This is a genomic window from Bacillus sp. 95MFCvi2.1 (genome assembly GCF_000374965.1).
Classification (GTDB): Bacteria; Bacillota; Bacilli; order Bacillales; family Bacillaceae_G; genus Bacillus_A; species Bacillus_A pseudomycoides.
The window spans coordinates 155,449-176,832 of record NZ_KB895700.1; the positions used below are offsets into that span (position 1 = coordinate 155,449).

Genomic DNA, 21,384 nt, shown 5'->3' on the forward strand with positions numbered 1-21,384 from the left:
GCATGAAAAAGAAACCGATTCCTACTAAAGAGTTGGTTTCTTAGAATTATTATGTCAAATGTTTAATGATGATAAATATTACACGATAAACTCAAAATATTCCAGAAAGTCAATGTTATTCATATTTTCTATACCACCATTTTCTTCTATGTGAACATATATTTTGTGAATGCATTTATATAATAAGGAAATATGTTTCTCAGGCATATCATCTAGTAAAATAAATGCTTCAATACGGCTAGTTGCATTCTTTACAACTTTAAAATTCCATCTACTATAAAGCTCTGGATTTAACATACAAGATTCCGTATCTGGACCGAAACTGTAAATTACATTTTCTTTATCCTCATTCTCTTTCATTATTGCTATTAGTGGATATCTCCCCATTTTTCTCAACACTCCTTAATCAAAAACTTTATCAAGAGGAATTTTTAAATGCTCATCAAAAGGTATCATTGGTTCGGCTTCAGGTGAATCCCATGGGCGTCCTGAATTAACTGTCTTACGATGTGCTGTTACATAATCAGTTTTAAAAATTCCTTCAAATCGAGATTCAAAGTATTCATGTTTAAGTAATTCTATGTCATTTTCATGATGAATACCTTTTTCTAACCGTTGCCAAGCTCTTGCAATTCCAAAATCAGGGTCAAACCTATCTAATCCTCGATCAAGATCATGTTCTTTCATAAAAAGATGTTCTTTAATACGATTGATTCTTGCTTCTTTCCAACCGGTATTTTTAGCAATTGCTGAAACATCAGAAGTTGAAGCTCTAATTTCATTATACATTTTTTCTACATGCACAAGTCCGTCATCATATTGGGTTATATAACTTCTTGCCCCAGACTCAAGTAATTTTGCATCCTCAACAACTTTTGCTTCCTTATCATCAGCGAATCCGAATCATGCTCATTTTTATCTCATCGATTTGAAGGCAGAAGGGCTAGAATTCAGCAAATACAAAAAATTACAACAAGTCGAATCCATTGCGGAAACACCTGAACAAGCTCATGCTATGCTGATAAAAGTTATAGAGAAGATGAGTGGGCATGGTAAATATATGAAAGAACGAGGAATCAAGAACATTGTCCATACAAAAGAAAAAGACCGGTATTTCATTGTAGTAGACGAAGGAGCAGTACTTGCGCCTTCAAAAGGGTTACCAAGAGGACAAAACCAAATGTTAGAGAAATGTCAATATATGCTCAGTCATATCGCACGAGTTGGGGGAACACTTGGTTTCCGCATCGTCTTCTGTACGCAATATCCAACTGGTGACACATTACCGAGGGTTGTAAAGCAAATGGCGAATGCAAAACTGGGATTTCGTTTACCGACGCGTACAGCATCCGAAGTAGTGATTGATCAATGCGGTTTAGAGGATTTACCATCTGTGCCAGGTAGAGCAATATATATGAAAGACAACTTTACAAAATTGCAAGTTCCATTTATTGACGATGAGCTTATGTGGGAACATCTAAAAGAATATGAGGTGGAGAAGGATGGACACATTGAAGCAGTTGAAGAAGGAACGTCAGATGGAGATACTTGCGACGATTAGAAAACTGCAGTTTGCAACAAGAAGACATTTGATGCGCGTACATGATATGGGTGGCATACGAAATGCAAACCGTATTATGAAAGACTTAACTCCATTCGTAAGTCGTGTAACCTATTATAAAGAGTATGTATATTACCTCAACAAAGAAGGTCATGCACTATTGGGCGAAGGGAAAGTTGTTTCAAGAAATAGAATGGAGCATGCGCTTTTACGAAATGAAGCCTGGTTACATCTATATTGTCCAGACGATTGGCAAATAGAAACGGAAATATGTTATAGAAAGAATGGAGAGAAAAAGAAGATTATTCCAGATGTAAAATACAGTGATGAAGAAGGGATACTTCATGCAGTTGAAGTAGATCGTTCACAAAAAATGAAGATTAATGAAGAAAAGCTAAAAAAGTATGAAGAGTTCACGCAAATTTATAAGCAAAAATATAATGGAAAGGTGCCAATTATTCATTTCTTTACAGTTACAAAATATAGGGAAAAGAAATTGGAACAGTTAGCAGCAAAATATGATATATATGTGAAGGTCTATGTGATTCAAAGTATATAAGAGTGTAGCAAAAAATAACCGCCCCTCTACTTATAAGTAGAGGGGCGGGGGTTACGAGGGATAAACATCTTCAAATTTAATCCCAACAAGCATATGTTTCATCATTATAAGGCATTGTGCACTATCATTAACTGTGAAAGAACAAACTTCCCGTTTAGTTTTTTTTACAACCAAAACATCAAAACTAATGGCTAAAACGTCTGTAAGATAGTCTTTGTCCTGAGTATCTATAGCGATTAAAATATTATAAGTATATCTTGGAAAAACACTCCCAGTGTTATACCAGAAGATCCATGGTTCAGCATCTTGCTTATTTAAATTAATAAACATGTTAGTAATAGAATCGGTCACCTGACTCACAATATCTTGGTTTATACTTTCTCCCCAACGATAAGTAGGAAATGCTAATATATCTTTAATAATCAGATTACTAATTTTCTCGATCAATTCTGAAATTTGAAGTGCTTCTCCTCCGATGATTGCTTCCTGTGACGACTTCAAAAAGTTTATATCACGATTTGATTCTAGCACGTTGACTAGAGTGCGAGGATCAGTGAAATCATTAAAATCCATATCCAATTCTTCAAAGAATTTCTTTAATTTAAGAACCTGTCCAAAATGTTCTTGTTTCACAGCAAACACATTATGAAAGTGATTATTCCCCATTTTTCAACAGTCCCTTCTAGATAGAGCATAAGACAGATATATGATGGGAATTCCAATATATAACTATTTTTTGTTTTAAAATGTGGTACTGTACCTTTTTGAAAATAAATTGTCATAAAGTTTTGAAAAATAAGATTGTTTAGGTTCATTTTTTTTGTTCACTGTAGTTTGAATAAACAGTGAACAATTTCGTATGTTAAGGATGTTCAATAGACAGTATCTAATGTTTGTTATAGTACTTTGTTTTTAAGTAATGGGTTTGGAAACTAATTTTTGATCATATTTCTGTTAGTTTCGTTAAAAATAAATAAAGTTTCTTATAGGACGTTGTCCATTATGGACAAACTATATAGAGGGATAAATAGATAAACGGAAGAGTAAATATAATAATATGTTCTTAAGTGAATAGTTATTTTCATAATTGGTACAAATTTATATTTGGAGGCGTATTATGAAAAAGAAACTAATTGCTATATCAGTTGGTTATATTTTAATCTTAAGTGCATGTGGAAATAATAATGAATCTAGTAAAAATGAGTATAGGTTTAATGGTACCTGGGAATTGATAGACAAGACTAATACAAAATGTCCACCTACAATCGTGTTTTCAGGGAAAGATAAGATGGTATGGAAAGGACTCACTAAAGAGGGAGATAAGAAAACTGCGGAGTTACAATATACAAGAATATTTGAGGATGAATTCCAAGTAAAACTTACTGATCTTAAGGTTAATGGAAAAACAACAGAAAGCAGTGAAGAAGAAAAAACTACTGTTAAAATGATAAGAGATAATGATAGGTTACGCCTTGTGAATAATGGTAATTCTTGTACTTATTCATTAAAGTAATTATTTATTTTAGATATCATTTTATTGATAATGCGTTTAAAAGTACTCTTTAATGAGTGCTTTTTTTATTGGATAAATTGGACTTCTAAAAAGATATGCTCGACTTTGAGCTTATTAAGCACAGTGGAAGGGGATCGCGAAAAGCGAGTCCCTTCTTGGGGCAGCGCCACACCACCATCAAGTTAAGATTTTGAAGTATCTCCTAAACGAAAAAAGAATTTATTACGTAGCCATAAACATAGGTAATAATGTTTTTAGTTATTAGGGAGTTCAGATAAAATACTCCAAATCATCAATTAAATTATGGAATTTTTAAAATCCCATAATTTAATTGATGATTTGCGTCATAATGGCAGTGAGAGTGATGAGTAATAGAAGAAATACAATGGAGGTTTTTAGTAGAAGAAATATAAAAAAGTGCTAACAAGTTTGCTAACAGAACTGCAAACCAAACGAACACTTCCAAGTAATGGTATGAGTAAAAAAATAAGGACAAGCAGTCGTACCTGCCGTCCTCATTAGGAGAAAGATTACCCTGGATAAAAACCACGAATAATCAGAAAACACGCTCGTAAATAGTGTTAACGTAAATTTAAATATATATACAACAAAATGGGATAAGCAAAAAATGCTTATCCCAAGAAGGGTAATTTAGGAGAAATTCAAAACACCAAAATGACTCGTATTGGTAAATAGGTTCGTTGATAGTATATGTGAAATGAAAAAGATTATACGAAAAGCAGATAGCTCTTTATGCTATCTGCTTACGTTGAAAATTATGTTTTCTCAAAAAACAGTAATACAGCAACTCACTTATGGGTAGTTTGTGTGAATTAAAAAAGTTTATACGAAAAAAGGGCAGACAACGCTTTTAGTTGCCTGCCGGTGGGTTGAATGAGTTAGCGAATTGCAATAAATTGCGTTCTCATTACAAGAAGAGTGAAGCCGCTAGTTCGGACGGCTTAAGGATAGTGTGGGCTAAGAAATATGAATTTATGTGAAAAATGTAATCTGTTATGTCCAAATGAAGAAATAAATAGATATTCATCAGACAAGGGAAATGGAGCATATCTTTAATGAGGTGTGGAAAACTGTCAAATTGGGAGAAACCTTAAAAAGCTAGGCGATAGCCTAATCGAAGAGAGAACGGAGAATATGGCTGAAGAGAGAAACTGGGATCAAATCTGTACAAAGGCTGAGAAGTTACGTGCAGCTGATGAAAAAAGTGGACTTGGGGGAAAATCGCTGAACAGTTTGGTGTTGCGGAAGGGAATTTGTACTACTACATTTCTAGAAGACGAGAAGCAAAAAACATACCTAGAAAGCGTGTAGGAGCTCTGGAAGTTCCCTTAGCAACCCATCTTCTAAGCGGAACGGTTCAGGATTTAAATGATGTAAGAAGTGGAGCATATGAAGTAATGGAACAGAATCGTGAGTTATCGAAAGAAGTTGAACAGCTGCAGAAAGAACTTCTAGCAGAAACAACAGCGAGATCGTGAGGATGATTACAGCTCTTTATTAAATGAATTCAAGTATCAAATTTGAATTCCATACAAATATACAGAGATCATCCTATAAATAAAAACTCTACTCTCATCATATAGAGAGTAGAGTTCATGGATGCAGTTGCTGAGTTCTCGGGATGGTGAACACCAGCAACTAAATAATATCATGAGTATTCAGAAAAAACATCGAGTAAATGTTTCCGATTTTTCAAATAATAGTTAATTAAAATGAAATGAATAAAAGCGTTATTTGAATAGAAAGAGATTAGGGAGTGACAAGATGAGAAGTTTCACAAATTATCAACTTTAAATCAATATGCATAGTATGAAAGATGGAAGGTGAGAGTATTTACGAGGAGGGGGGGAAACGAATGTTTCCCAATTATTTTTACAATGAAATGCGAATGCGTCCTTTAGGAGGGCAGGGTCCTGCGCAAAGTACAATTCAAGCTGTTCACCAGGCTATGCAAGCACAGCAACAAGCGTTACAAGCACAACAAATGCACCAAAGTATACAACCTCACTATTCATCACAATATTATTACCCCATGTATATTACACAGGATGGAATGCTTTTTTCAGGAATTCCGCATGAAACTGTATATGGTTTATAGCAAATAATAACAGGAGACATTACTGTTCGATGGACACTTATTCATAAATAATTTAACAAAACGCTTTTTAATTAAGTTTCAGCTTAACAAAAGAGGATCTGCCACGAATAGCAGACCCTCTCTTAAAATGGCAAAGAATAACTCTTACCTTACTCTTTTATCTGGCGAGGAGAAACGAAGGTTGTGCCAACAGGATTAGCTTTTGAGATTCCACCAGGATACGAATTACAAGTACGACCACGTAGCGGTATGAGGCGTGACACGAAGCTACGAGTGATATTAGGTACGGTTGATAGTGGTTTTAGGGGAGAAGTTGGTGTCATTGTTGATAACGATGAACGAGTATTGGGAGTGAATATGCAGGCTCATGTTATTGAAAGAGGAACGCGCATTGCTCAAGGCGTTATAGCCCCAGTGGAAACAGCACATTTTGTGGAAGTGGACGGGCTATCGGAAAGCCAAAGAGGTAAAAACGGATTCGGATCAACAGGAACTAAGTAATACCAAATTTAAATTTTCTTCAGGCTGAAAATTTAATGAAACAAAAAGTAATGAATAAAAGGAAAAATCCCTGGGGGACAGGGATTCGATAAGGGAGATATTGTTGTCGTGCAATGTCGAAATTTGGCATATTCAACAAATTAATATTATCACGAATTTTTAGGGGATCGTGATAGTGGATGTGTCAAAAATGTGTACGGGTTTCATATACAGGCGTTATTTTACAATTATCTCGGCCGGGCCCTTCATAAGGAAGAAAGTGGTTTTAAGGATTTTTAAGAAAAATAAAAAGGACAGCCGATATTTGCGACTGAACTCTTTTTATAAAAATCTTTATTTATCTTCAAGAGGTTTCATAACACTAGATGGAAGTTGATTGGTTGGAGCTAATACAGATTCTTCACTTGCTGGTTGAAGTGTTTTTAATTTTAGGAGTACACCTGCCTCTGTAGCAATTTCGTCCTCTTTTGCTTGATGGCTTGATGTAGATATATTTTCATTCGCTTTCTCCATTTTACATCCCTCCCTATTACATGTAGGTATACAAGCGACATAATTGTTGAAAATTACTAAAGTGTTTTTTAGTATTGCACTGATTATGAATAAAATGTATTGAAAAATCTTTTAGTAATAAATGCCGTTGTAACAATAGTATAGGATAGATTTAAAATATTATGCTGGATGGGAAGAGAGATGGAAATTAAACAAAATAAAAGTGTTATTTAATAGCAAATAAAAAGAGAGAACACATATGAATGTGCTCTCAGAAAGGTAGATTTTTTATGAGAAAGGTCTACATAAAATAATATATGCTTGTCTCAGTTAAATGTGAAAAAAATCAACAAAAACGCTATTTTGTATGTAATAAAAATGCCCTCTTTCAATATGAGGGCATATGAGTAAGCATGTCTTATATCCATAATATATGCTTACCCTATCAAATAGTGACAAGTTAATAAAAATAAAAGAGCAGCTAGCAAAAGCTAACTGCTCGGCTCCAATGGGGGGACTGGAGAAAGATTATTGTATCTACATTATTGACAGAATATTGAATTTCATTCAAACGGAAATGTTTATTAGGGAAGTCACACCAAAATCTTTGTTATTAGCCATATTAGATATGAATATTATTACTCTAAAATACAGAATATAGACTAATAAACAAGCTGTTTTTTGTGTTTAATCATAGAATATGATGAATCCTATTGTGAAGAGGAGGTAATCATATCTATGAGATGTAATTGTCATTTTAATCGCTTTCGAGATTGCGGTAGATTTTGGGATAACTTAATGTTCTGTAGATGCAGACATAGAGATTGTGATGACCGTCGTTGTAGACGCGACTGTGATTGCGATGATTGTCGTCGTAGACGTAAACATGATCGTGATTGTGATCGCGATGAGCGTCGAGAGTGGTAAATTTTTTTGAAAGAGTGCTTTTCTTCAAAGCACTCCTTTTTGTTTATGGATTTTCTGAATTCTTTATTGATAGTAGTTATTTAATAGAAAGAATGTAGTTGTAATTTAATTTAAGGGCTAACAAAACAAACGAACACAACGAACAAAAATAGAGGAGGGAATTATGGATTCTAAAGTAACGTTTACTATGCAAATGAATGGTGAGAGTAAAGATGCAACTGCATATGTGAGTTGAATTACCAATTTAATACAGCAGAGAAAATGGTTTGTTCCTATTGGTCAAAGTCTAAAAAAAATCATTTATCATGATTTTGATGAAACACCACACATGGCAATTGGATGAAGAATTTAGTAAATTGAAAAAAGTTTTATAAATTGCACACCTTTTGAACTAGGCAAGCATATATTGAAGTATGGGACAAGCGTAAATCGCTTTTTTCATACTCATTGAAAACTCCTTATCACGAAAGAGCACTGTCGAGTGCTCTTTTTAATTTGGAATATATACATAGGTGAAAAAGCTTGGAGAAGTCATTTCATGCACAAAATGAAATGTATGAAAATATAATGGGAAAATGTAGGGAAGACATAAATGTTATTATTTTACAAGTGGGTATTGATGTCCGTGAATCCATGATAAATAAGATGATTCTAATATAGGTGGATGAATAATATGAATCCAAGAAATTTAACGGTTACGGGAGCATGGTTTCAAGTAGGTGGAAATACGATAGCTGCCATTGGAACTACAAGAGGGTTTATAGGAGAAGAAAATGTTGAAGAACCACTTGTAATTGTAGGTGGATCATTACAAGCTCTTGGATATATACTGCAATTGATAGCGTTAAAAGATTCCTTTGAAAAACAAGGGATGAAAGTAGAAGAAACTGCACTGAGTAAAGAGGAACAAATGAAACAAAGAAATAAATCTTTGGAGAAAACAGGGATTGAATTATTAGCTTTAGGGAATGTTTCAAATGTAATAGGAACGTTTTTTAATATACAAAAAGAAATGGAAGAGAATGATTATCTCATTATCACAGGAAATAGTCTACAGTCTATTGGTGCATTTGTAGGGGTAGAGGTGGCACTGAATGAGGAGCCTGAAATTCCATGGTTGATTGTAGTGGGTAATTCACTACAAACGCTAGGAGCTGGATTGCAAGCATTTCAAGGCATACACAACATATCCAAGGAAAACCAAATGATTGAGAAAAATGATAGAGAAAAAGAAGATGAGAGATTCGTTGGACTAATTGGTATTTGGATACAAGCAATCGGTACAGCAGTTTCAGCAATTGGAATCACACAAATGATAGAGGATTGAGTTTGAAACTTTAGCTATCGAGAAATTAGTATGAAGATTCATATGAATGGAAGGAAATATTTCATTCTCTTTTAAGGTCGGACAAGGACTTTAGGGAGAATTATTTTCTATAGCTCAATTTTTGGTAATTTAAAAGAATAAAAGATGTTTTATAGTGTAGGTTTTTCTTCTTTCCTGTCGAAGATGTAATAAAAGGGAGGTAGTAAAATGGCACAGTTTGAAGTTGGAAAAATCACTTATTTAGGAGAGAGAAAAGAAGAAATAGATTTTCGAATAGCTTATGTAAGGATTGATGACTATTTAGACTGGGAAGTCATTATACGTGGAACTACTGATAAAGATACAATTTTTATTGAAATAATGAAGAAAAATGAGCAACCAGTATTTGAATTTATTACTACTGAAGGTGAAGTTCTTCAAGGTAGGACAAAAATAGTGAAATTTATCCCGAAATTAATTGATACAGAAATTGATTTATTTGGTATTGGAAAGTTAAATGGTTATGAAATAAAAAGCGTCCAATAGGACATAGCCATCAAGTTAAGACTATGTATAATTTTCAACAAAAACAACCAACGCGCCTAATCATCTATAAATTAACAGAATCTGAACATACAAAACGATTAGAACGGCATAAAAAAGAAAAACGACGAATGCCTAAATACGCGAGTGGTATCAACTTGTTTATTACAAAGATAAATGAAACTGACATGACGGCGCATAAAATTTATCAATTCTATTCTCTTCGTTGGCAAGTTGAAATTTTATTTAAAACATGGAAATCTATTTTTGGTATTCATGCGGTAAAAAAGATAAAACTCGAGCGATTCCAGTGCCATTTATATGGACAGTTAATTGCGCTATGTCCAACAAGATACTTCTCATTTGAAGGGATTGTTATCGGACTTTATTGAAGAGCACGAGATTGATGAGACGTTATTTAAATCCATCCTACGTAAGATGGATTTTGACCGAATTCAATTTGAGAAAGATATATTTCATTATTCTGGTGGACAAAAGAAAAAGCTGCTTATCGCTAAAAGTTTATGTGAAAAAGCTCATTTATATATATGGGATGAACCATTAAATTTTATTGATATTTATTCGCGTATGCAGATTGAAGAGCTTATTCAACAATTTAATCCCACAATGGTTATTGTTGGGCATGATAAGGCATTTCAACAAACAGTTGCAACAAAAACTATATCTATATAGTTCAAAGTGCATGATTGAAGATATAATCAGTAAATCGAGTCATTAAACTATAGGGTGCTTTAATGGAGTGATGAAAAAAGCCTAATTTCTCTACAATCAATTGAGAAATTAGGCTTTTTAATAGGAAAAGTAGGGTACATATTAACAGAATGCACTCATAAATGGGAATATGATATAAGACCATAAGGTTTTCCTACTATTCCCTTTAGGGGGGAAGTGTCAAGTAATGATGTTATTTGTTGTATATGAAGAATTAACTATTCTTTATAATTATAGTACAGAGCTATTAGATAAACACTTTCCTACATATAGGCCACTTGCTGCTGCTTGAGATAATGAATGAGTAATACCTGAACAATCTCCAATTAAATACAATCCAGTAATAGTTGTTTCAAACCTTTCATTGATTTTAATCGTAGGAGCATAAAATTTCCCATCAATTCTATATAGTAAAGTATCCTTATTGATAGGTTCTCCGATAAATTGTTCTAAACGTAGCAAAAATTCTTTGAGTCCTTCAATGTATAATTGAGGGATTTCTTTATTAAGATCTCCATAATCCCCCTGTAGTGTAGGTTGTATATGATTATATTTCATCATCTTTTCCAAGGTAGGTTGTCCCTTCAATAAATCCTCCAAACGCTGTACAACAATTCGATCTCGTCCTTGGTTAATTCCTTTTATAATTGTACTCGCGTATAAATTTGCTTCTGTCAGAGTAGGGAAATAACGTGGGATAAATAACGTGAAATTTAAGTTAGAAGTGCCGGTTCTTTGTTCTCGAAAATTTTGTCCATCAGGCATAACTAAACCTTCTTCATACTTACGAACAATACGCCCTTTGGGGTTCATACAATAGGTAGTTGCTGTGAAATTGTCATCTTGATAAGAGAGTTTTGTTTCAAATGTGTCTTTTAATATTGAGCGTAATTGATGTTCTTTCATCTCTACTCGAATACCTAGGTCTACACGGGTCTGCTCCTGTGCAATTTCAAGGGAAGAGCACATTTCTTTTAACCAATCCGCCCCGGAGCGTCCAGTTGCAAATACTAATTGCTTAGAATGAACTATTCCTTGATTTGTAGTAATTTTAAAATATTGTTTCTGTTTAACAATATGTTGTACATTTATGCGAAACTGGATATCTATCTTTTCACGTAAATATTTGTAGAGTTGCTGAAAAATGTCGATCGAAAGTGTAGTGCCTAGATGCCTTACTTGTGTTGTTAGCATTTGTAAACCACATGCTTCGGCTTTTTTTGTGATATTTGGATTGTATGTGGAGTATTTTAGAACTGAATTTCCACCAAAACGACATAGGATCTTATCTACTTCATCCATTAGTTTTATAAAAACTTCTTTACCTATTTTTTTCTCAAGTTCTCCTCCAAACCCGTTTGTGTAATTAAATTTCCCTTCAGATTTTCCTAGACCACCAAAACCAAAATATTTGTCACATGCATTACAGTTACATAATTCCCCTTGTTCTAAAGGACAATTTCGATATTCTAATGGCTTACCTTTATCAAGAATTAAGATATTTTTGTTGCTTTGGGCTAATGCATAAGCCATAAAAACAGCGCTTACTCCAGCACCGATGATTGTAACATCATACATATTTTTTCACCTGCTATTGAATAGTTTGCTTGCTATTTTCCTAGTGTATAATAAATTTTCAACGTTTGGAAATGGCTCACATTGATTAGAGAGGTGAATGTTTTTTTATCTTAATTTCCAGAAGGATCACCGTTTGTAATATAAAATGCTTTACGCATTTCATATGTATGAGCCGTATGAATTAACAAGTCAACGAGAAAATCAAAATAAAGAGTATCAATATCCTGGGATTGTAAAAGTAGGAGATTTAGAGAAACCTGTTATGTGGAATAAAAAGGGATTAGAAAAATTTTCGCATCCTATTCACCAGTGGTCTAAGAAAAATCATGTACCATCTAATCGAATTATTGCTGAGGAATTTGGAATTAATCGTACTGTTCCAGGAGCCACTCAATATATGAAAGACCTTATTTCTATATTCAATCAAAAAGGTTGGCATCAATCGTTCTACGCATTTCGTGAAGATACTTGGACAGGAATGAATTATGAACTCGGAACAGGAAAGATAAAATGGGACGAAGAAGGTAAGCCAATACGTCAAGAGAATCCACTTTGGGATGTATTGAAAAATGATTTGCAATCTCACAAGAAGTAAAAATGTCATTAAAGTTAAAAAGGGTGGTACGGGATTATAAAAAAGAACGCTTTCCCACTTTTGGGATTGCGTTCTTTTTTGTTAATAATTCAACCTGTATCACCGTCGGCTAAACTTTGTATAAGATTAGTAACTGTTTGAGTTCCAACTGAAGTATGTGTGCTTACTGCTAGAAATGTAATCAACAGCATTCCTAATAATACTTTTTTCACTTTAACGCCTCCTTTTTAAAAATTTCTTTTTTAGCTTCATAACTTAAATAGAAATATTTGCTTCCTTGTTCAAAATTTCCTTCGTTATGAAACTGAACTGCTAATGCCTCGGTATATTCTTGAACGTACTCCCATAACCTTTCTGTTTTAAAGTAGTCCATTCCTGCTAGTACTCCTTTTTCTAGTTTTTCAGCAGGAGATTTTTTGTTCATTTCTCTTAGGATTGTAAAGCGATATTGATACTCTTTGTTACCTAAGTCATTGCAGATGGTTAACCCTTTTTCAATGAGTTGGGATGCAATTTCTTCTTCTTTTAGTTTGACATGTTCTTTTGCTTTAACAAAAATTGCTTTGTAATGATGAGGCTTCTTCTCAACAACTTCTGATAAATATCGAATTGCTGAACTAGAAATATTTTGACTGGCATACATTAAACCCAAATTATGACGAACTAATAAGATTGCTTTTTCATTTTCTTGCTTTTGGAATGTCCCCATTGCCGTAATAAAATATTCTTCAGCAAGTTCAAATTCTCTTAAATGTGTACAAGCTAAACCTAATAAATTATCGCAATAAGCTGTTTTGAGTTCATAACCAGTGTGTTCAGAAAATATATCTCTAGCTTTCGTCCCATACTTTATGGCTAAGAGTGCTTGGTAAATATGATAATGATATGTTGCTAAATTATAGTAAAATTCAGCTTGTTCAAGTTCATCAGAGATGTGATTAAGTAATACTTCAGCTTTATCATAGTGCTCTTTAGCAAGATTATAATTACCGATTGCGTTAGAATGAATAGCTTTATAAAAATGATAGTAGTAAGCTAGGGAATTATCAGTTGGCATATCAAAGGATTCAATTTTATCAAAACTATTTTTTGAAATACTCAAATTATCTACTAAATAGTTATATCCGAAATCTAGCAGGTAATAGTAGAGTAATAAGCTTGAGTCTGCCTTTTTATTGGGAATAAGAGTATCAATTTCTTCTTTTAAACAATGGGCATTATTTATATTACGTGAACGTATTTCTTGATACCAATTATTTAATAGTTCTTTAATTTGTTCATTCCCCTTAACTTTGACATTCATGAAAACCCCTCCTTTTTCAAATATTCTTATAAATAATGATAGCAGGAATACAATGTAATAGAAATTAAGTTTCTATATTTCTCAACATTTGTCTAACAGTTTTATTTTTAAAGCAACAAATAACCAAAAGTTGTGTTTATTGACACGCCCCTCCTAAAAGTGGGAGCGCTGTCGCACCGTAGTGAACTTTCTCGTTCGGAACATCTGTAATCGGTCAAATCTAGAATAATAACGAAATTTCTAAGAGATTCAAATGTGGAAATATGGGGGGAATGAGGAAATCTAAAAGAGCAAATACATTAGTATTATTTTCTGATCATACAAAAGGTATTTACGATGATCGTTGGAATGAAGATATACTATATTACACGGGAATGGGGAAAGAAGGGGATTAAGTTCTAGAAGGAAATCAAAACAAGACTCTACATGATTCTAATGAAAATGGAGTAGGCGTTTATTTATTGGAAGCGTTTGAAACAGATAAACATATCTTTATGGGGCAAGTAAAGCTTATAGAGCAACCTTTTCAAGAGATTCAGGAGGATACGCAAGGAATCAATAGAAAAGTATGGGTTTTTCCAATCCAGTTATTGACTAAGAATGTAGTACTTCCTCAGAATATTGTTCAGATTCGACAAGAGCAAGAAATGAAAGAAGCAAGAGGATTAAATTATGAAGAACTAAAGGACCGTGCTACAAAGGTAATATCTATTAGTAACAAACGATTTACAAAAAACGAAAACATATCAGCGTAATGAATATGTAGCTGAGTTGGCTAAGAGGCGTGCACAGGGTATATGTGAATTGTGCGAACAGCATGCTCCTTTCAAAGATAAATAAGGGAATCCATATTTAGAAGCTCATCATGTAAAATGGCTATCGGATGGTGGGGAAGACCCGATTTATAACACTGTTGGAGTAGGTGCAAATTGTCATCGCAAGTTACATGTGTTAAATAAAAATGAAGATGTTGCGAAATTAAAGAAAAAGCTAGAGCAGAATAAAACGGGAAGATGAGATAACGCAAAAGAATGAAACGATATCAAGGAAGTGATTAGCGATGAAGAAAAAAGTATCGGTTGTTGGAGCAGTAATATTCAATGAACAAAATAAAATACTATGTGCATTACGTTCTCCTACAATGTCATTACCTAACTATTGGGAATTTCCTGGTGGGAAAATTGATGAAGGAGAAGCGCCGGAAGAAGCACTATTACGTGAGATTAAAGAAGAGCTAGGTTGTTTTATTACTGTAGGTGAAAAAATAGAAGAAGTTGAGCATGAGTATGAGAATATTATTGTTCATCTAACTACATATAAAGCATACATAGAGTCCGGTGTGCCTAAAGCACTTGAACATGCAGAACTCAAATGGGTTAATGTTAATAATTTATTAGAGCTAAAGTGGGCCCAAGCGGATATTCCGACTGTAGAGGTCTTGTGTTTATAATTTAAAATGTTGGGTCTATTATAACGAAAAAGAAACCGGATTTGTACTGAACTGCACCCCAATTGTTAATTGTGTCTAACAATTGGGGTGCAGTTCAGTAATCGGAGTCGATTTTATTTATTACATAGCGCGCTTAGTCCATTTTAAATAGAATCAGACGGAAGTATAGGATCTACAGGATGAACCACACCAACAAACTCACGATTTCTAACTTGAGCTCTTGCTACATGAAAATAATCCCCTACATTCGCTACAATTCGGTAATGTATCGGGTCTGGCGGAAATACCGTGTCTCCCGGTAAATCCACCCACGAAAACGTAAAATTAAAGGTATAGAGCGTCTCGTCACCCGTATTAGTTCTATAGTTTCCGGATACAAGTATATCTGTAAGTGGTACATCATTACGGAATAGCTGATACGTAATGGCATCGACACTAAAAGTAACTTCATCTCCTGGAACGGCAAAAATTTCTGTACCGATTGTTGCATCTAGTTGAACGCGTGCTCTTTGTCCTGCTACTGCTTCGGTGGGAACTCGTAGCTCCATAATCGTGATATTGCTCGCATTTTCCGGAACGGAAACGGAACCAGGAACTGAACAAGAAATCGCAGTATGGTTACAATTTCTTCCGTTATTTAAGCTCACGAATAATCACATTCCTTTACTTATAAATTACGCATAATACAATAGATGGAAATTTATTTCATTTCGCTTGTATATTTACCTACCGTACATGCTATGTGCGATAGGGTACCTCGTAAAGGGAGGTGTTTTTTGTTTAATCGAGACTTCACACCCACTTTACACTCCGTTAATATCCATCTGTTAAAATTTTACATGTAAGGCGAAAAACAAACGTAAAAGGGGGGCTTAATAATGGTGCAAACACATTCGAACTTATACGAAATATCAATGTCAGGCGGACAGGAGTTAATGTGGTATAACGTGGAGGTCAAACAAGGCAAGCATACATACGAATTCGAAATCTACCGAGTGAGTGATACCATTTCGGTGTTTTATGTAGATCAGTTCGAAAGACAACTGGCAATAGCTAGTACCGAAGAGATGCTGATGATGTTAGTTTACGAGGAAGACAAGATGCGTTATAGAAACATCGTAGGGGATGCGGAGTGGTTATTGCTGGACGGTATACATAATCATCGAGGAATGACGAGTGAAGAGGAATCAGCGTTTTTGTACCTGAAGGAAAATGTATTGGATGAAATGGTAGCAAAATTGGAAGCGTAAAAGAGAACCGCCTATACAGGCGGTTTTTTGTTTCGTTAGTTTCATGTATCTAATGATATATGAAACTAATTGATAATGTATTTAACCAAAATACTGTGAGTAAAAAAATAAAATGAGGAAAATTAGTGTTTTACCTAATAATCTATTAAGTAAATCTACAGGAATAAAGAGTTCACCGAGTGTAATGTTTTTGAGATTATTTAAATTTTTCTTTTTTAATAAACCTTTTAACGTTTGAAAATCTATCTTATTTGAAAAAGACCAACCTGGCTTAGCTTTTGTATCTGAATTTACCTTAAAAATAACATGAATACCATAAGATTTTATACCACTTATATTTAATAATAGAATGAACCCTAAGATGATTAACCAAGTCATTTTGAGCACCTCGCTTTGATATTTAATATTATGATATTAAATGCGTTGAGAAAGTGTGCTGTTGTCCATGAAAAATGTTGCGAATTTGTTGCGATTATGTTGAGAATAATATGATACTACTATTGATTTTGAAGGCCGAGAAGACTTTCGAAATTTTATTTTGCTAGGCACCTGAAAAATCCGTGTATCAAAAAATAACTTTAGGTCTTAAAAATGCTGTATCGTTAGAAAATTATATTATAGGATTAAAACAAGTTTTACTAAATGTGAAAAATATCCAAGAGCACCCAGTCTCTACACTAGCAACGTTTCTCGAAAAAGGAGCGTGACGGTTCTCAAAAGAAATTGAAGAAATGTATCCATCACCGAAAAATGGATTAAAATCCTTTGTACAAAGGGAGCTTTTATCTGGTAGCTAGCAAATTAAAAAAATTTTTGGTGAACTTTACATTGAGAAATATTGAAAATGGGAGTGATTGAAAATGGCATATCTATTACAAGTTGATTTTCCGTTTGAAGGTCCTTTTGGTGAAGAGATGGCAAAAGCATTTTGGGATTTAGCAAATAGTATTAACGAAGAAGAAGGGTTCCATTGGAAAATATGGACAGAGAATCAAGACACAAAAGAAGCTGGAGGTATCTATGTATTTGAAGAAAAACAAGATGCTGAAAAATATGCTGAAATGCATAGAAACAGACTTCAATCGTTTGGTGTTAAAGATATTAGGGTAAGAATTTTTGACATCAATGAAAAGCTAACCAAACTTAATCATGGTTATGTTAAATAATGAGGAATACGGCACGGCATTCTCGACAGTTGAAGTAAGGGAGTGATTATTATGCAAGGGGTTAAAAGAAAAAATATAATTATCTTGGTATGTCTATCGGTGTTAGGTGGCTTAATATTTCTTTTTACATCTAATAAAGATTCTAAGATTGACGATTTTCCTGTACCGATGTCAGCCATTTATATTAAAGAGGATAAACCGAATGTTTATAGATATTATAGTATTATTCCTATAAACAAAGCTAAGGGATGGAAATATCTTGGTGAAAATGGTCATACTATAGAATTTCAAAAAGGTAATAGAAAAATAATTATTTTGCATCTACCAGAGGATAGAAATTATTATTTATATGAAGAACAATAGGGTCAATATACTATTTGTAAGTTGAAATTTAGTGGATATTTTCTATAGAAGTTATATATAAATATTAATGGTAAGATGTTTGAATCTTAAATGTATCGAAGGATATAATAGATGTCGAAGTGCAGGAAACTCGAATATTTAGTCCTACTGGAAGAACCGGCGGACATTGAACTATAAAGAGCGTTAGCAATATTGCTCTGTAGTTTGGTGTTCGCTTTTTTATATTTTATTAATAAAATAGACAAGGAGTGTTTATGTATGAATCAATTAACTTTCTTGCCAAAGATTGATCGTAAAGCAACGCATGCTCGCTTAGAAAAGATTCTTGAAGACGTTCGTATTTATAGACAGTTTGGGATGATCAGAAATGAGGGTTACAGCTTCTTGTGAAATAAGATATTATGGCCCAACAAAAATGGTAGGTAAACTAGCTGAAGAAGTTGCTTTGGCCAATTTGGGATTGAGTAAGCGAGAGGAAAGATGAAAACGCTATCTTTTCAGATTGATAAGACGTTAAGTCGTTTTAGTAAGAATCAGAGAGACATTATTATAAAGCGTTATGTAGAAGATGAAGAAGTATTTGACTACATGGTTTATAACGAGAGTGGCATGAGTGAGTATACAGATAGACGTAATAAGTCTAGCTAGCTTTTGCTCTTAGGTTAGAAGTGTATGAGGTAGAAAGTCAGTATGGAGGGGATGATCTATGAATTTTGTTCAACCTATTCGTGATCCAGATCAAATACAACAAATTAAAGAGCACCTCAAGGAAAAGAATGAGCGTAATTATATTCTTTTGGTAATGGGAATTAATACAGGATTACGTATTAGCGATATTTTCAAATTGAAGGTAGGAGACTTAAAAGGTAGTCATATTTCAATGAGAGAAAAGAAAACAGGAAAGCAGAAGCGTATTCAATTGACTCCAGCATTGAAAAGAGGATTACGATGGTACATTGAGGAAAGAGAAGATAATGCGTATTTTAAACTTAATAATAGAGAAGATTATTAAGTTTGAAATTGAGTATGATAAAAAGAAGACAATTATTAGTGATTGATATAATTTAGTTTAGATATCTTATTCGGTCATACCAATAAAGGGGATTTTGGCATACAGTAATTACATAATATGAATAGTTGTGGAACGGTTCCTACAATTTATGAATTTTTTATACCTGCGTGTTAGTTGTATTGAAGTTAGCTAGTTCTTCTTTCACTATGTTTAATATCACATTTTTGCCTTCTTCATTAAGGGTAGCTAAAATACTCCTAAACAAACTAATAAATAGTTAGAATTGCTCCTGTCATTTCTCATGGAAGTTACTAAAGAAAGTATGTTATTAATTACAGATTCAAAAATTAGTGCATTATTATCAATATTAAATGAAAGCTCCTCCTTGTTTTCTTGATCTTTCCTTTCGATTTGTTTATGTAAATCTCTCATCCATTTACTTTCAAAAGTTTTTTTATGAATAAGCTGGTCTCCTTGATAAGCAGCATTTAAAGGGTGCCGCTGTTTATTACATAATGGTGGTATGATTTTCCTCTGAATAAGGAACTTATTCAGCTAACGGGCGCTTTAATTGAACAAACTGCTAAAGCTAAAAGGATCTTCAATCAGAAGATCCTTTTAATATGCCTATAATGAGACGTTATGTTAACCTAACCTAACATGACAATGAGAATAGCTGGTTTTAAAAATATTTAGAAAATCCAGTTGACAGCATATCTACTACGTGTTATGACATACATGTAGTAAGTCACACTCGATACTGACACCACTGAATAGTTAGGTTGCAAAAAAAATTCAAGAAAAATAGTTGACACTTTCTACTAAGTGATACAATATACATGTAATGAGTAATACTGAATAGAGTGATTTTCCAAAAGCTATTTAGTAAAAATTCACCTTAGTACTCTGTTATACTGAATATAAGCCAGACAAAATAGAGGAGGGAGAGGAGGATCTAAACATGGAAAATTTAACTGAAATGCTGAAGGGTTCGCTGGAAGGCTGCGTGCTGGAAATCATCAGCCGCCATGAAACCTATGGCTACGAGATTACCCGCCGCCTGAACGAGCTTGGGTTCACCGAAGTCGTGGAAGGGACGGTCTATACCATCCTCGTGCGATTAGAAAAGAAAAAACTTGTGAACATAGAAAAGAAACCGTCAGATATGGGGCCGCCCCGCAAGTTTTACTCACTTAATGAGGCTGGCCGCCAGGAACTTGAATTGTTTTGGAAAAAATGGGATTTTGTATCATCAAAAATTAACGTCTTGAAGTCAATCTAGCTTCATAAGATATTCCGTCCGATATTTTTGGAGTGTCTTGTTCAGCTTTATAAAAAAGGAGGAAAAATAACATGTTGGAAATGTTTAAAAAAATGATTGGTGATAAAAAAGAGTACAAAATGATGATGGCACGGGTTGAAGCCCTTCCAGAGGACTACCAGTTTGTATTTAAGAAAATTCAAAACTACATGTGGAATTTCTCAGCGGGCAACGGGATGGATATGCTGCACATACAATATGAATTAATCGAGTTATTCGAAGCCGGTGCGGCGGAAGGCAGACAAGTGCTGGAAATCACTGGGGACGACGTGGCGTCATTTGCCGACGAACTAGTGGCAAACGCTAAAACCTATGTCGCCAAGTATCGTGAAGATTTGAATCAGAGTATCATGAAACGATTGGGAAAAAAATAAATGCAATAGATAATACCGACTGAATAGCTGGTTACAAATGTGAATTGCCACCTTCGCTATTCAGTTATATTTTCAATCCGGTAGTAAGTTGTACAGATTATCAGTCAGACTAAATAGAAGAGTATAGGCAATCTAGCTCCGCAAGGCGCTTTTTATAAGGAGGAAAAAAGTATGAGCAATGCAGCGATTTCTGTAAAAGAGTTAAAAAAATCCTTTAAAGACAAGGAAGTCTTAAAGGGGGTGGATTTTGAGGTGCGGCGTGGCGAGATTTTCGCACTGCTGGGCTCAAATGGAGCGGGCAAGACGACGACGGTCAACATCCTCTCGACGCTGATGAGGCCCGATGGCGGCGAAGTAGGTATTTGTGGCTTTGACGTCCAGCGTCAACCGGATCATGTTCGCCAGAGCATCAGCCTGACAGGGCAGTTCGCAGCTTTAGACGGCATGCTCACCGGGCGGGAAAACCTGATGATGATTGCCAAGTTGCGTGGAGTTTCCAATCCCGCTCAAGTCGCTGACAATCTGCTTGCAAGATTTAGCCTAACCGATGCGGCCAACCGCCGGGCGGACAAATATTCCGGCGGGATGAAGCGCCGGCTTGACATCGCCATGAGCCTGATCGGGACGCCAGCAGTCATTTTTCTCGACGAACCGACGACAGGGCTTGATCCCGAAGCGCGGATTGAAGTTTGGGATACCGTCAAGGAGCTTGCCGGCGG

General features: G+C 34.4%; 26 protein-coding genes and 8 pseudogenes. 24 read left to right on the plus strand and 10 right to left on the minus strand.

The features are described from left to right. Positions 1–78 precede the first annotated feature (78 nt). Positions 79–387, minus strand: a complete 309-nt coding sequence (locus C568_RS0116675; protein WP_018782194.1) for a hypothetical protein — start codon at positions 385–387, stop codon at positions 79–81. Between the two features lie 15 nt (positions 388–402). After that, positions 403–789: a hypothetical protein gene (locus C568_RS0116680; protein WP_231398832.1), complete on the minus strand. Its 387-nt coding sequence runs from the start codon at positions 787–789 to the stop codon at positions 403–405. 85 nt (positions 790–874) lie between these two features. Between C568_RS0116680 and C568_RS0116685 the strand changes: the two are divergent. Together C568_RS0116685 and C568_RS0116690 are read left to right on the plus strand one after the other, a co-directional pair. Next, positions 875–1,561: pseudogene (locus tag C568_RS0116685) on the plus strand (FtsK/SpoIIIE domain-containing protein); the annotation flags it as partial. Further along, positions 1,503–2,120: a replication-relaxation family protein gene (locus tag C568_RS0116690; protein ID WP_029427397.1), complete on the plus strand. Its 618-nt coding sequence runs from the start codon at positions 1,503–1,505 to the stop codon at positions 2,118–2,120. The pseudogene C568_RS0116685 and the gene C568_RS0116690, both read left to right, overlap by 59 nt. Positions 2,121–2,171: 51 nt before the next feature. Here the strand turns inward: C568_RS0116690 and C568_RS0116695 are convergent, their stop codons facing one another. Next, on the minus strand, positions 2,172–2,753 hold the full coding sequence (locus C568_RS0116695) for a pesticidal protein (RefSeq protein ID WP_231398834.1): 582 nt from the start codon (positions 2,751–2,753) through the stop codon (positions 2,172–2,174). 484 nt (positions 2,754–3,237) lie between these two features. Here C568_RS0116695 and C568_RS0116700 point away from each other — a divergent pair, with 484 nt between their 5' ends. After that, complete coding sequence (locus C568_RS0116700; RefSeq protein ID WP_018782199.1) at positions 3,238–3,633, plus strand: hypothetical protein; 396 nt, start codon at positions 3,238–3,240, stop codon at positions 3,631–3,633. Between the two features lie 1,083 nt (positions 3,634–4,716). Next, positions 4,717–4,965 (plus strand): hypothetical protein, encoded by a 249-nt coding sequence (locus C568_RS35525; RefSeq protein ID WP_033794522.1) that lies wholly within the window; start codon positions 4,717–4,719, stop codon positions 4,963–4,965. Here C568_RS35525 and C568_RS35530 read toward each other — a convergent pair. After that, the gene (locus C568_RS35530; protein WP_222129854.1) at positions 4,951–5,118 is read right to left on the minus strand and encodes a hypothetical protein; all 168 of its coding nucleotides are present in this window, start codon (positions 5,116–5,118) and stop codon (positions 4,951–4,953) included. The genes C568_RS35525 and C568_RS35530 overlap by 15 nt on opposite strands. 391 nt (positions 5,119–5,509) lie before the next feature. Here C568_RS35530 and C568_RS0116715 point away from each other — a divergent pair, with 391 nt between their 5' ends. Further along, positions 5,510–5,752, plus strand: a complete 243-nt coding sequence (locus C568_RS0116715) for a DUF3947 family protein (protein ID WP_018766347.1) — start codon at positions 5,510–5,512, stop codon at positions 5,750–5,752. 153 nt (positions 5,753–5,905) lie between these two features. Beyond that, positions 5,906–6,253: pseudogene (dut, locus tag C568_RS0116720) on the plus strand (dUTP diphosphatase); the annotation flags it as partial. Between the two features lie 333 nt (positions 6,254–6,586). Here dut and C568_RS0116725 read toward each other — a convergent pair. After that, entirely contained in the window at positions 6,587–6,766 is a 180-nt protein-coding gene (locus C568_RS0116725) for a hypothetical protein (protein WP_003199845.1), read from the minus strand. Positions 6,767–7,483: 717 nt separating this feature from the next. Here C568_RS0116725 and C568_RS33110 point away from each other — a divergent pair. The 6 genes and pseudogenes from C568_RS33110 to C568_RS0116755 all read left to right on the plus strand — a co-directional run. Beyond that, positions 7,484–7,672, plus strand: coding sequence for a hypothetical protein (locus C568_RS33110; protein ID WP_078212166.1), 189 nt, complete (start codon positions 7,484–7,486; stop codon positions 7,670–7,672). Positions 7,673–7,931: 259 nt separating this feature from the next. Further along, positions 7,932–8,012 (plus strand): annotated as a pseudogene (locus C568_RS35535) (cell division protein FtsK); the annotation flags it as partial. 333 nt (positions 8,013–8,345) lie between these two features. Beyond that, on the plus strand, positions 8,346–8,999 hold the full coding sequence (locus C568_RS0116740; RefSeq protein WP_016114779.1) for a DUF6944 family repetitive protein: 654 nt from the start codon (positions 8,346–8,348) through the stop codon (positions 8,997–8,999). A 207-nt stretch (positions 9,000–9,206) separates the two neighbouring features. Beyond that, positions 9,207–9,524 (plus strand): hypothetical protein, encoded by a 318-nt coding sequence (locus C568_RS0116745; protein ID WP_003199857.1) that lies wholly within the window; start codon positions 9,207–9,209, stop codon positions 9,522–9,524. A 32-nt stretch (positions 9,525–9,556) separates the two neighbouring features. After that, positions 9,557–9,865: pseudogene (locus tag C568_RS0116750) on the plus strand (transposase); the annotation flags it as partial. Next, positions 9,861–10,214 (plus strand): annotated as a pseudogene (locus C568_RS0116755) (ATP-binding cassette domain-containing protein); the annotation flags it as partial. The pseudogenes C568_RS0116750 and C568_RS0116755, both read left to right, overlap by 5 nt. A 270-nt stretch (positions 10,215–10,484) precedes the next feature. On the opposite strand, the gene C568_RS0116760 reads toward C568_RS0116755, so the two are convergent. Then, positions 10,485–11,831, minus strand: a complete 1,347-nt coding sequence (locus C568_RS0116760) for an NAD(FAD)-utilizing dehydrogenase (protein WP_018782203.1) — start codon at positions 11,829–11,831, stop codon at positions 10,485–10,487. A 142-nt stretch (positions 11,832–11,973) separates the two neighbouring features. Between C568_RS0116760 and C568_RS30920 the strand changes: the two are divergent. After that, positions 11,974–12,426: pseudogene (locus C568_RS30920) on the plus strand (glycoside hydrolase family 5 protein); the annotation flags it as partial. 89 nt (positions 12,427–12,515) lie between these two features. Here C568_RS30920 and C568_RS36135 read toward each other — a convergent pair. Continuing rightward, on the minus strand, positions 12,516–12,638 hold the full coding sequence (locus C568_RS36135) for a hypothetical protein (protein WP_018768008.1): 123 nt from the start codon (positions 12,636–12,638) through the stop codon (positions 12,516–12,518). Next, entirely contained in the window at positions 12,635–13,729 is a 1,095-nt protein-coding gene (locus C568_RS0116775; RefSeq protein ID WP_003209465.1) for a response regulator aspartate phosphatase, read from the minus strand. Before C568_RS0116775 ends, C568_RS36135 begins: the two co-directional genes overlap by 4 nt. Positions 13,730–14,001: 272 nt before the next feature. Here C568_RS0116775 and C568_RS0116780 point away from each other — a divergent pair, with 272 nt between their 5' ends. From C568_RS0116780 to C568_RS0116790, 3 genes are all read left to right on the plus strand, one after another. After that, the gene (locus C568_RS0116780) at positions 14,002–14,124 is read left to right on the plus strand and encodes a hypothetical protein (RefSeq protein WP_029427407.1); all 123 of its coding nucleotides are present in this window, start codon (positions 14,002–14,004) and stop codon (positions 14,122–14,124) included. Between the two features lie 66 nt (positions 14,125–14,190). Further along, positions 14,191–14,484 (plus strand): hypothetical protein, encoded by a 294-nt coding sequence (locus C568_RS0116785; protein WP_006096842.1) that lies wholly within the window; start codon positions 14,191–14,193, stop codon positions 14,482–14,484. A gap of 305 nt (positions 14,485–14,789) precedes the next feature. Beyond that, a complete protein-coding gene (locus C568_RS0116790) occupies positions 14,790–15,179 on the plus strand; it encodes a (deoxy)nucleoside triphosphate pyrophosphohydrolase (protein WP_018782204.1) in 390 nt (129 codons plus the stop codon). Positions 15,180–15,322: 143 nt separating this feature from the next. On the opposite strand, the gene C568_RS0116795 is transcribed toward C568_RS0116790, so the two are convergent. Continuing rightward, entirely contained in the window at positions 15,323–15,826 is a 504-nt protein-coding gene (locus C568_RS0116795) for a hypothetical protein (protein WP_006096844.1), read from the minus strand. A 231-nt stretch (positions 15,827–16,057) separates the two neighbouring features. Between C568_RS0116795 and C568_RS0116800 the strand changes: the two genes are divergently transcribed. Continuing rightward, complete coding sequence (locus tag C568_RS0116800) at positions 16,058–16,429, plus strand: hypothetical protein (RefSeq protein ID WP_018768014.1); 372 nt, start codon at positions 16,058–16,060, stop codon at positions 16,427–16,429. Between the two features lie 81 nt (positions 16,430–16,510). Here C568_RS0116800 and C568_RS0116805 read toward each other — a convergent pair whose 3' ends face one another. Then, positions 16,511–16,807, minus strand: a complete 297-nt coding sequence (locus C568_RS0116805; protein WP_003203174.1) for a hypothetical protein — start codon at positions 16,805–16,807, stop codon at positions 16,511–16,513. Between the two features lie 482 nt (positions 16,808–17,289). Here C568_RS0116805 and C568_RS0116810 point away from each other — a divergent pair, with 482 nt between their 5' ends. The 7 genes and pseudogenes from C568_RS0116810 to C568_RS0116845 form a co-directional block, all read left to right on the plus strand. Further along, positions 17,290–17,595 carry a monooxygenase gene (locus C568_RS0116810; RefSeq protein ID WP_003203177.1) on the plus strand — a complete coding sequence of 102 codons (306 nt, stop codon included), beginning with the start codon at positions 17,290–17,292 and terminating at the stop codon, positions 17,593–17,595. Between the two features lie 51 nt (positions 17,596–17,646). Continuing rightward, complete coding sequence (locus C568_RS0116815) at positions 17,647–17,958, plus strand: hypothetical protein (protein ID WP_018782205.1); 312 nt, start codon at positions 17,647–17,649, stop codon at positions 17,956–17,958. Between the two features lie 258 nt (positions 17,959–18,216). Next, a pseudogene (locus C568_RS31970) lies at positions 18,217–18,668 on the plus strand (ArpU family phage packaging/lysis transcriptional regulator). Beyond that, positions 18,665–18,940 (plus strand): annotated as a pseudogene (locus C568_RS0116830) (tyrosine-type recombinase/integrase); the annotation flags it as partial. The pseudogenes C568_RS31970 and C568_RS0116830, both read left to right, overlap by 4 nt. A gap of 991 nt (positions 18,941–19,931) precedes the next feature. Beyond that, the gene (locus tag C568_RS0116835) at positions 19,932–20,252 is read left to right on the plus strand and encodes a PadR family transcriptional regulator (RefSeq protein ID WP_016131412.1); all 321 of its coding nucleotides are present in this window, start codon (positions 19,932–19,934) and stop codon (positions 20,250–20,252) included. A 71-nt stretch (positions 20,253–20,323) separates the two neighbouring features. After that, positions 20,324–20,665, plus strand: coding sequence for a DUF1048 domain-containing protein (locus C568_RS0116840; protein ID WP_003207016.1), 342 nt, complete (start codon positions 20,324–20,326; stop codon positions 20,663–20,665). Positions 20,666–20,836: 171 nt separating this feature from the next. Beyond that, the coding region (locus C568_RS0116845; protein ID WP_018782207.1) for an ABC transporter ATP-binding protein at positions 20,837–21,384 on the plus strand (548 nt) is incomplete at its 3' end.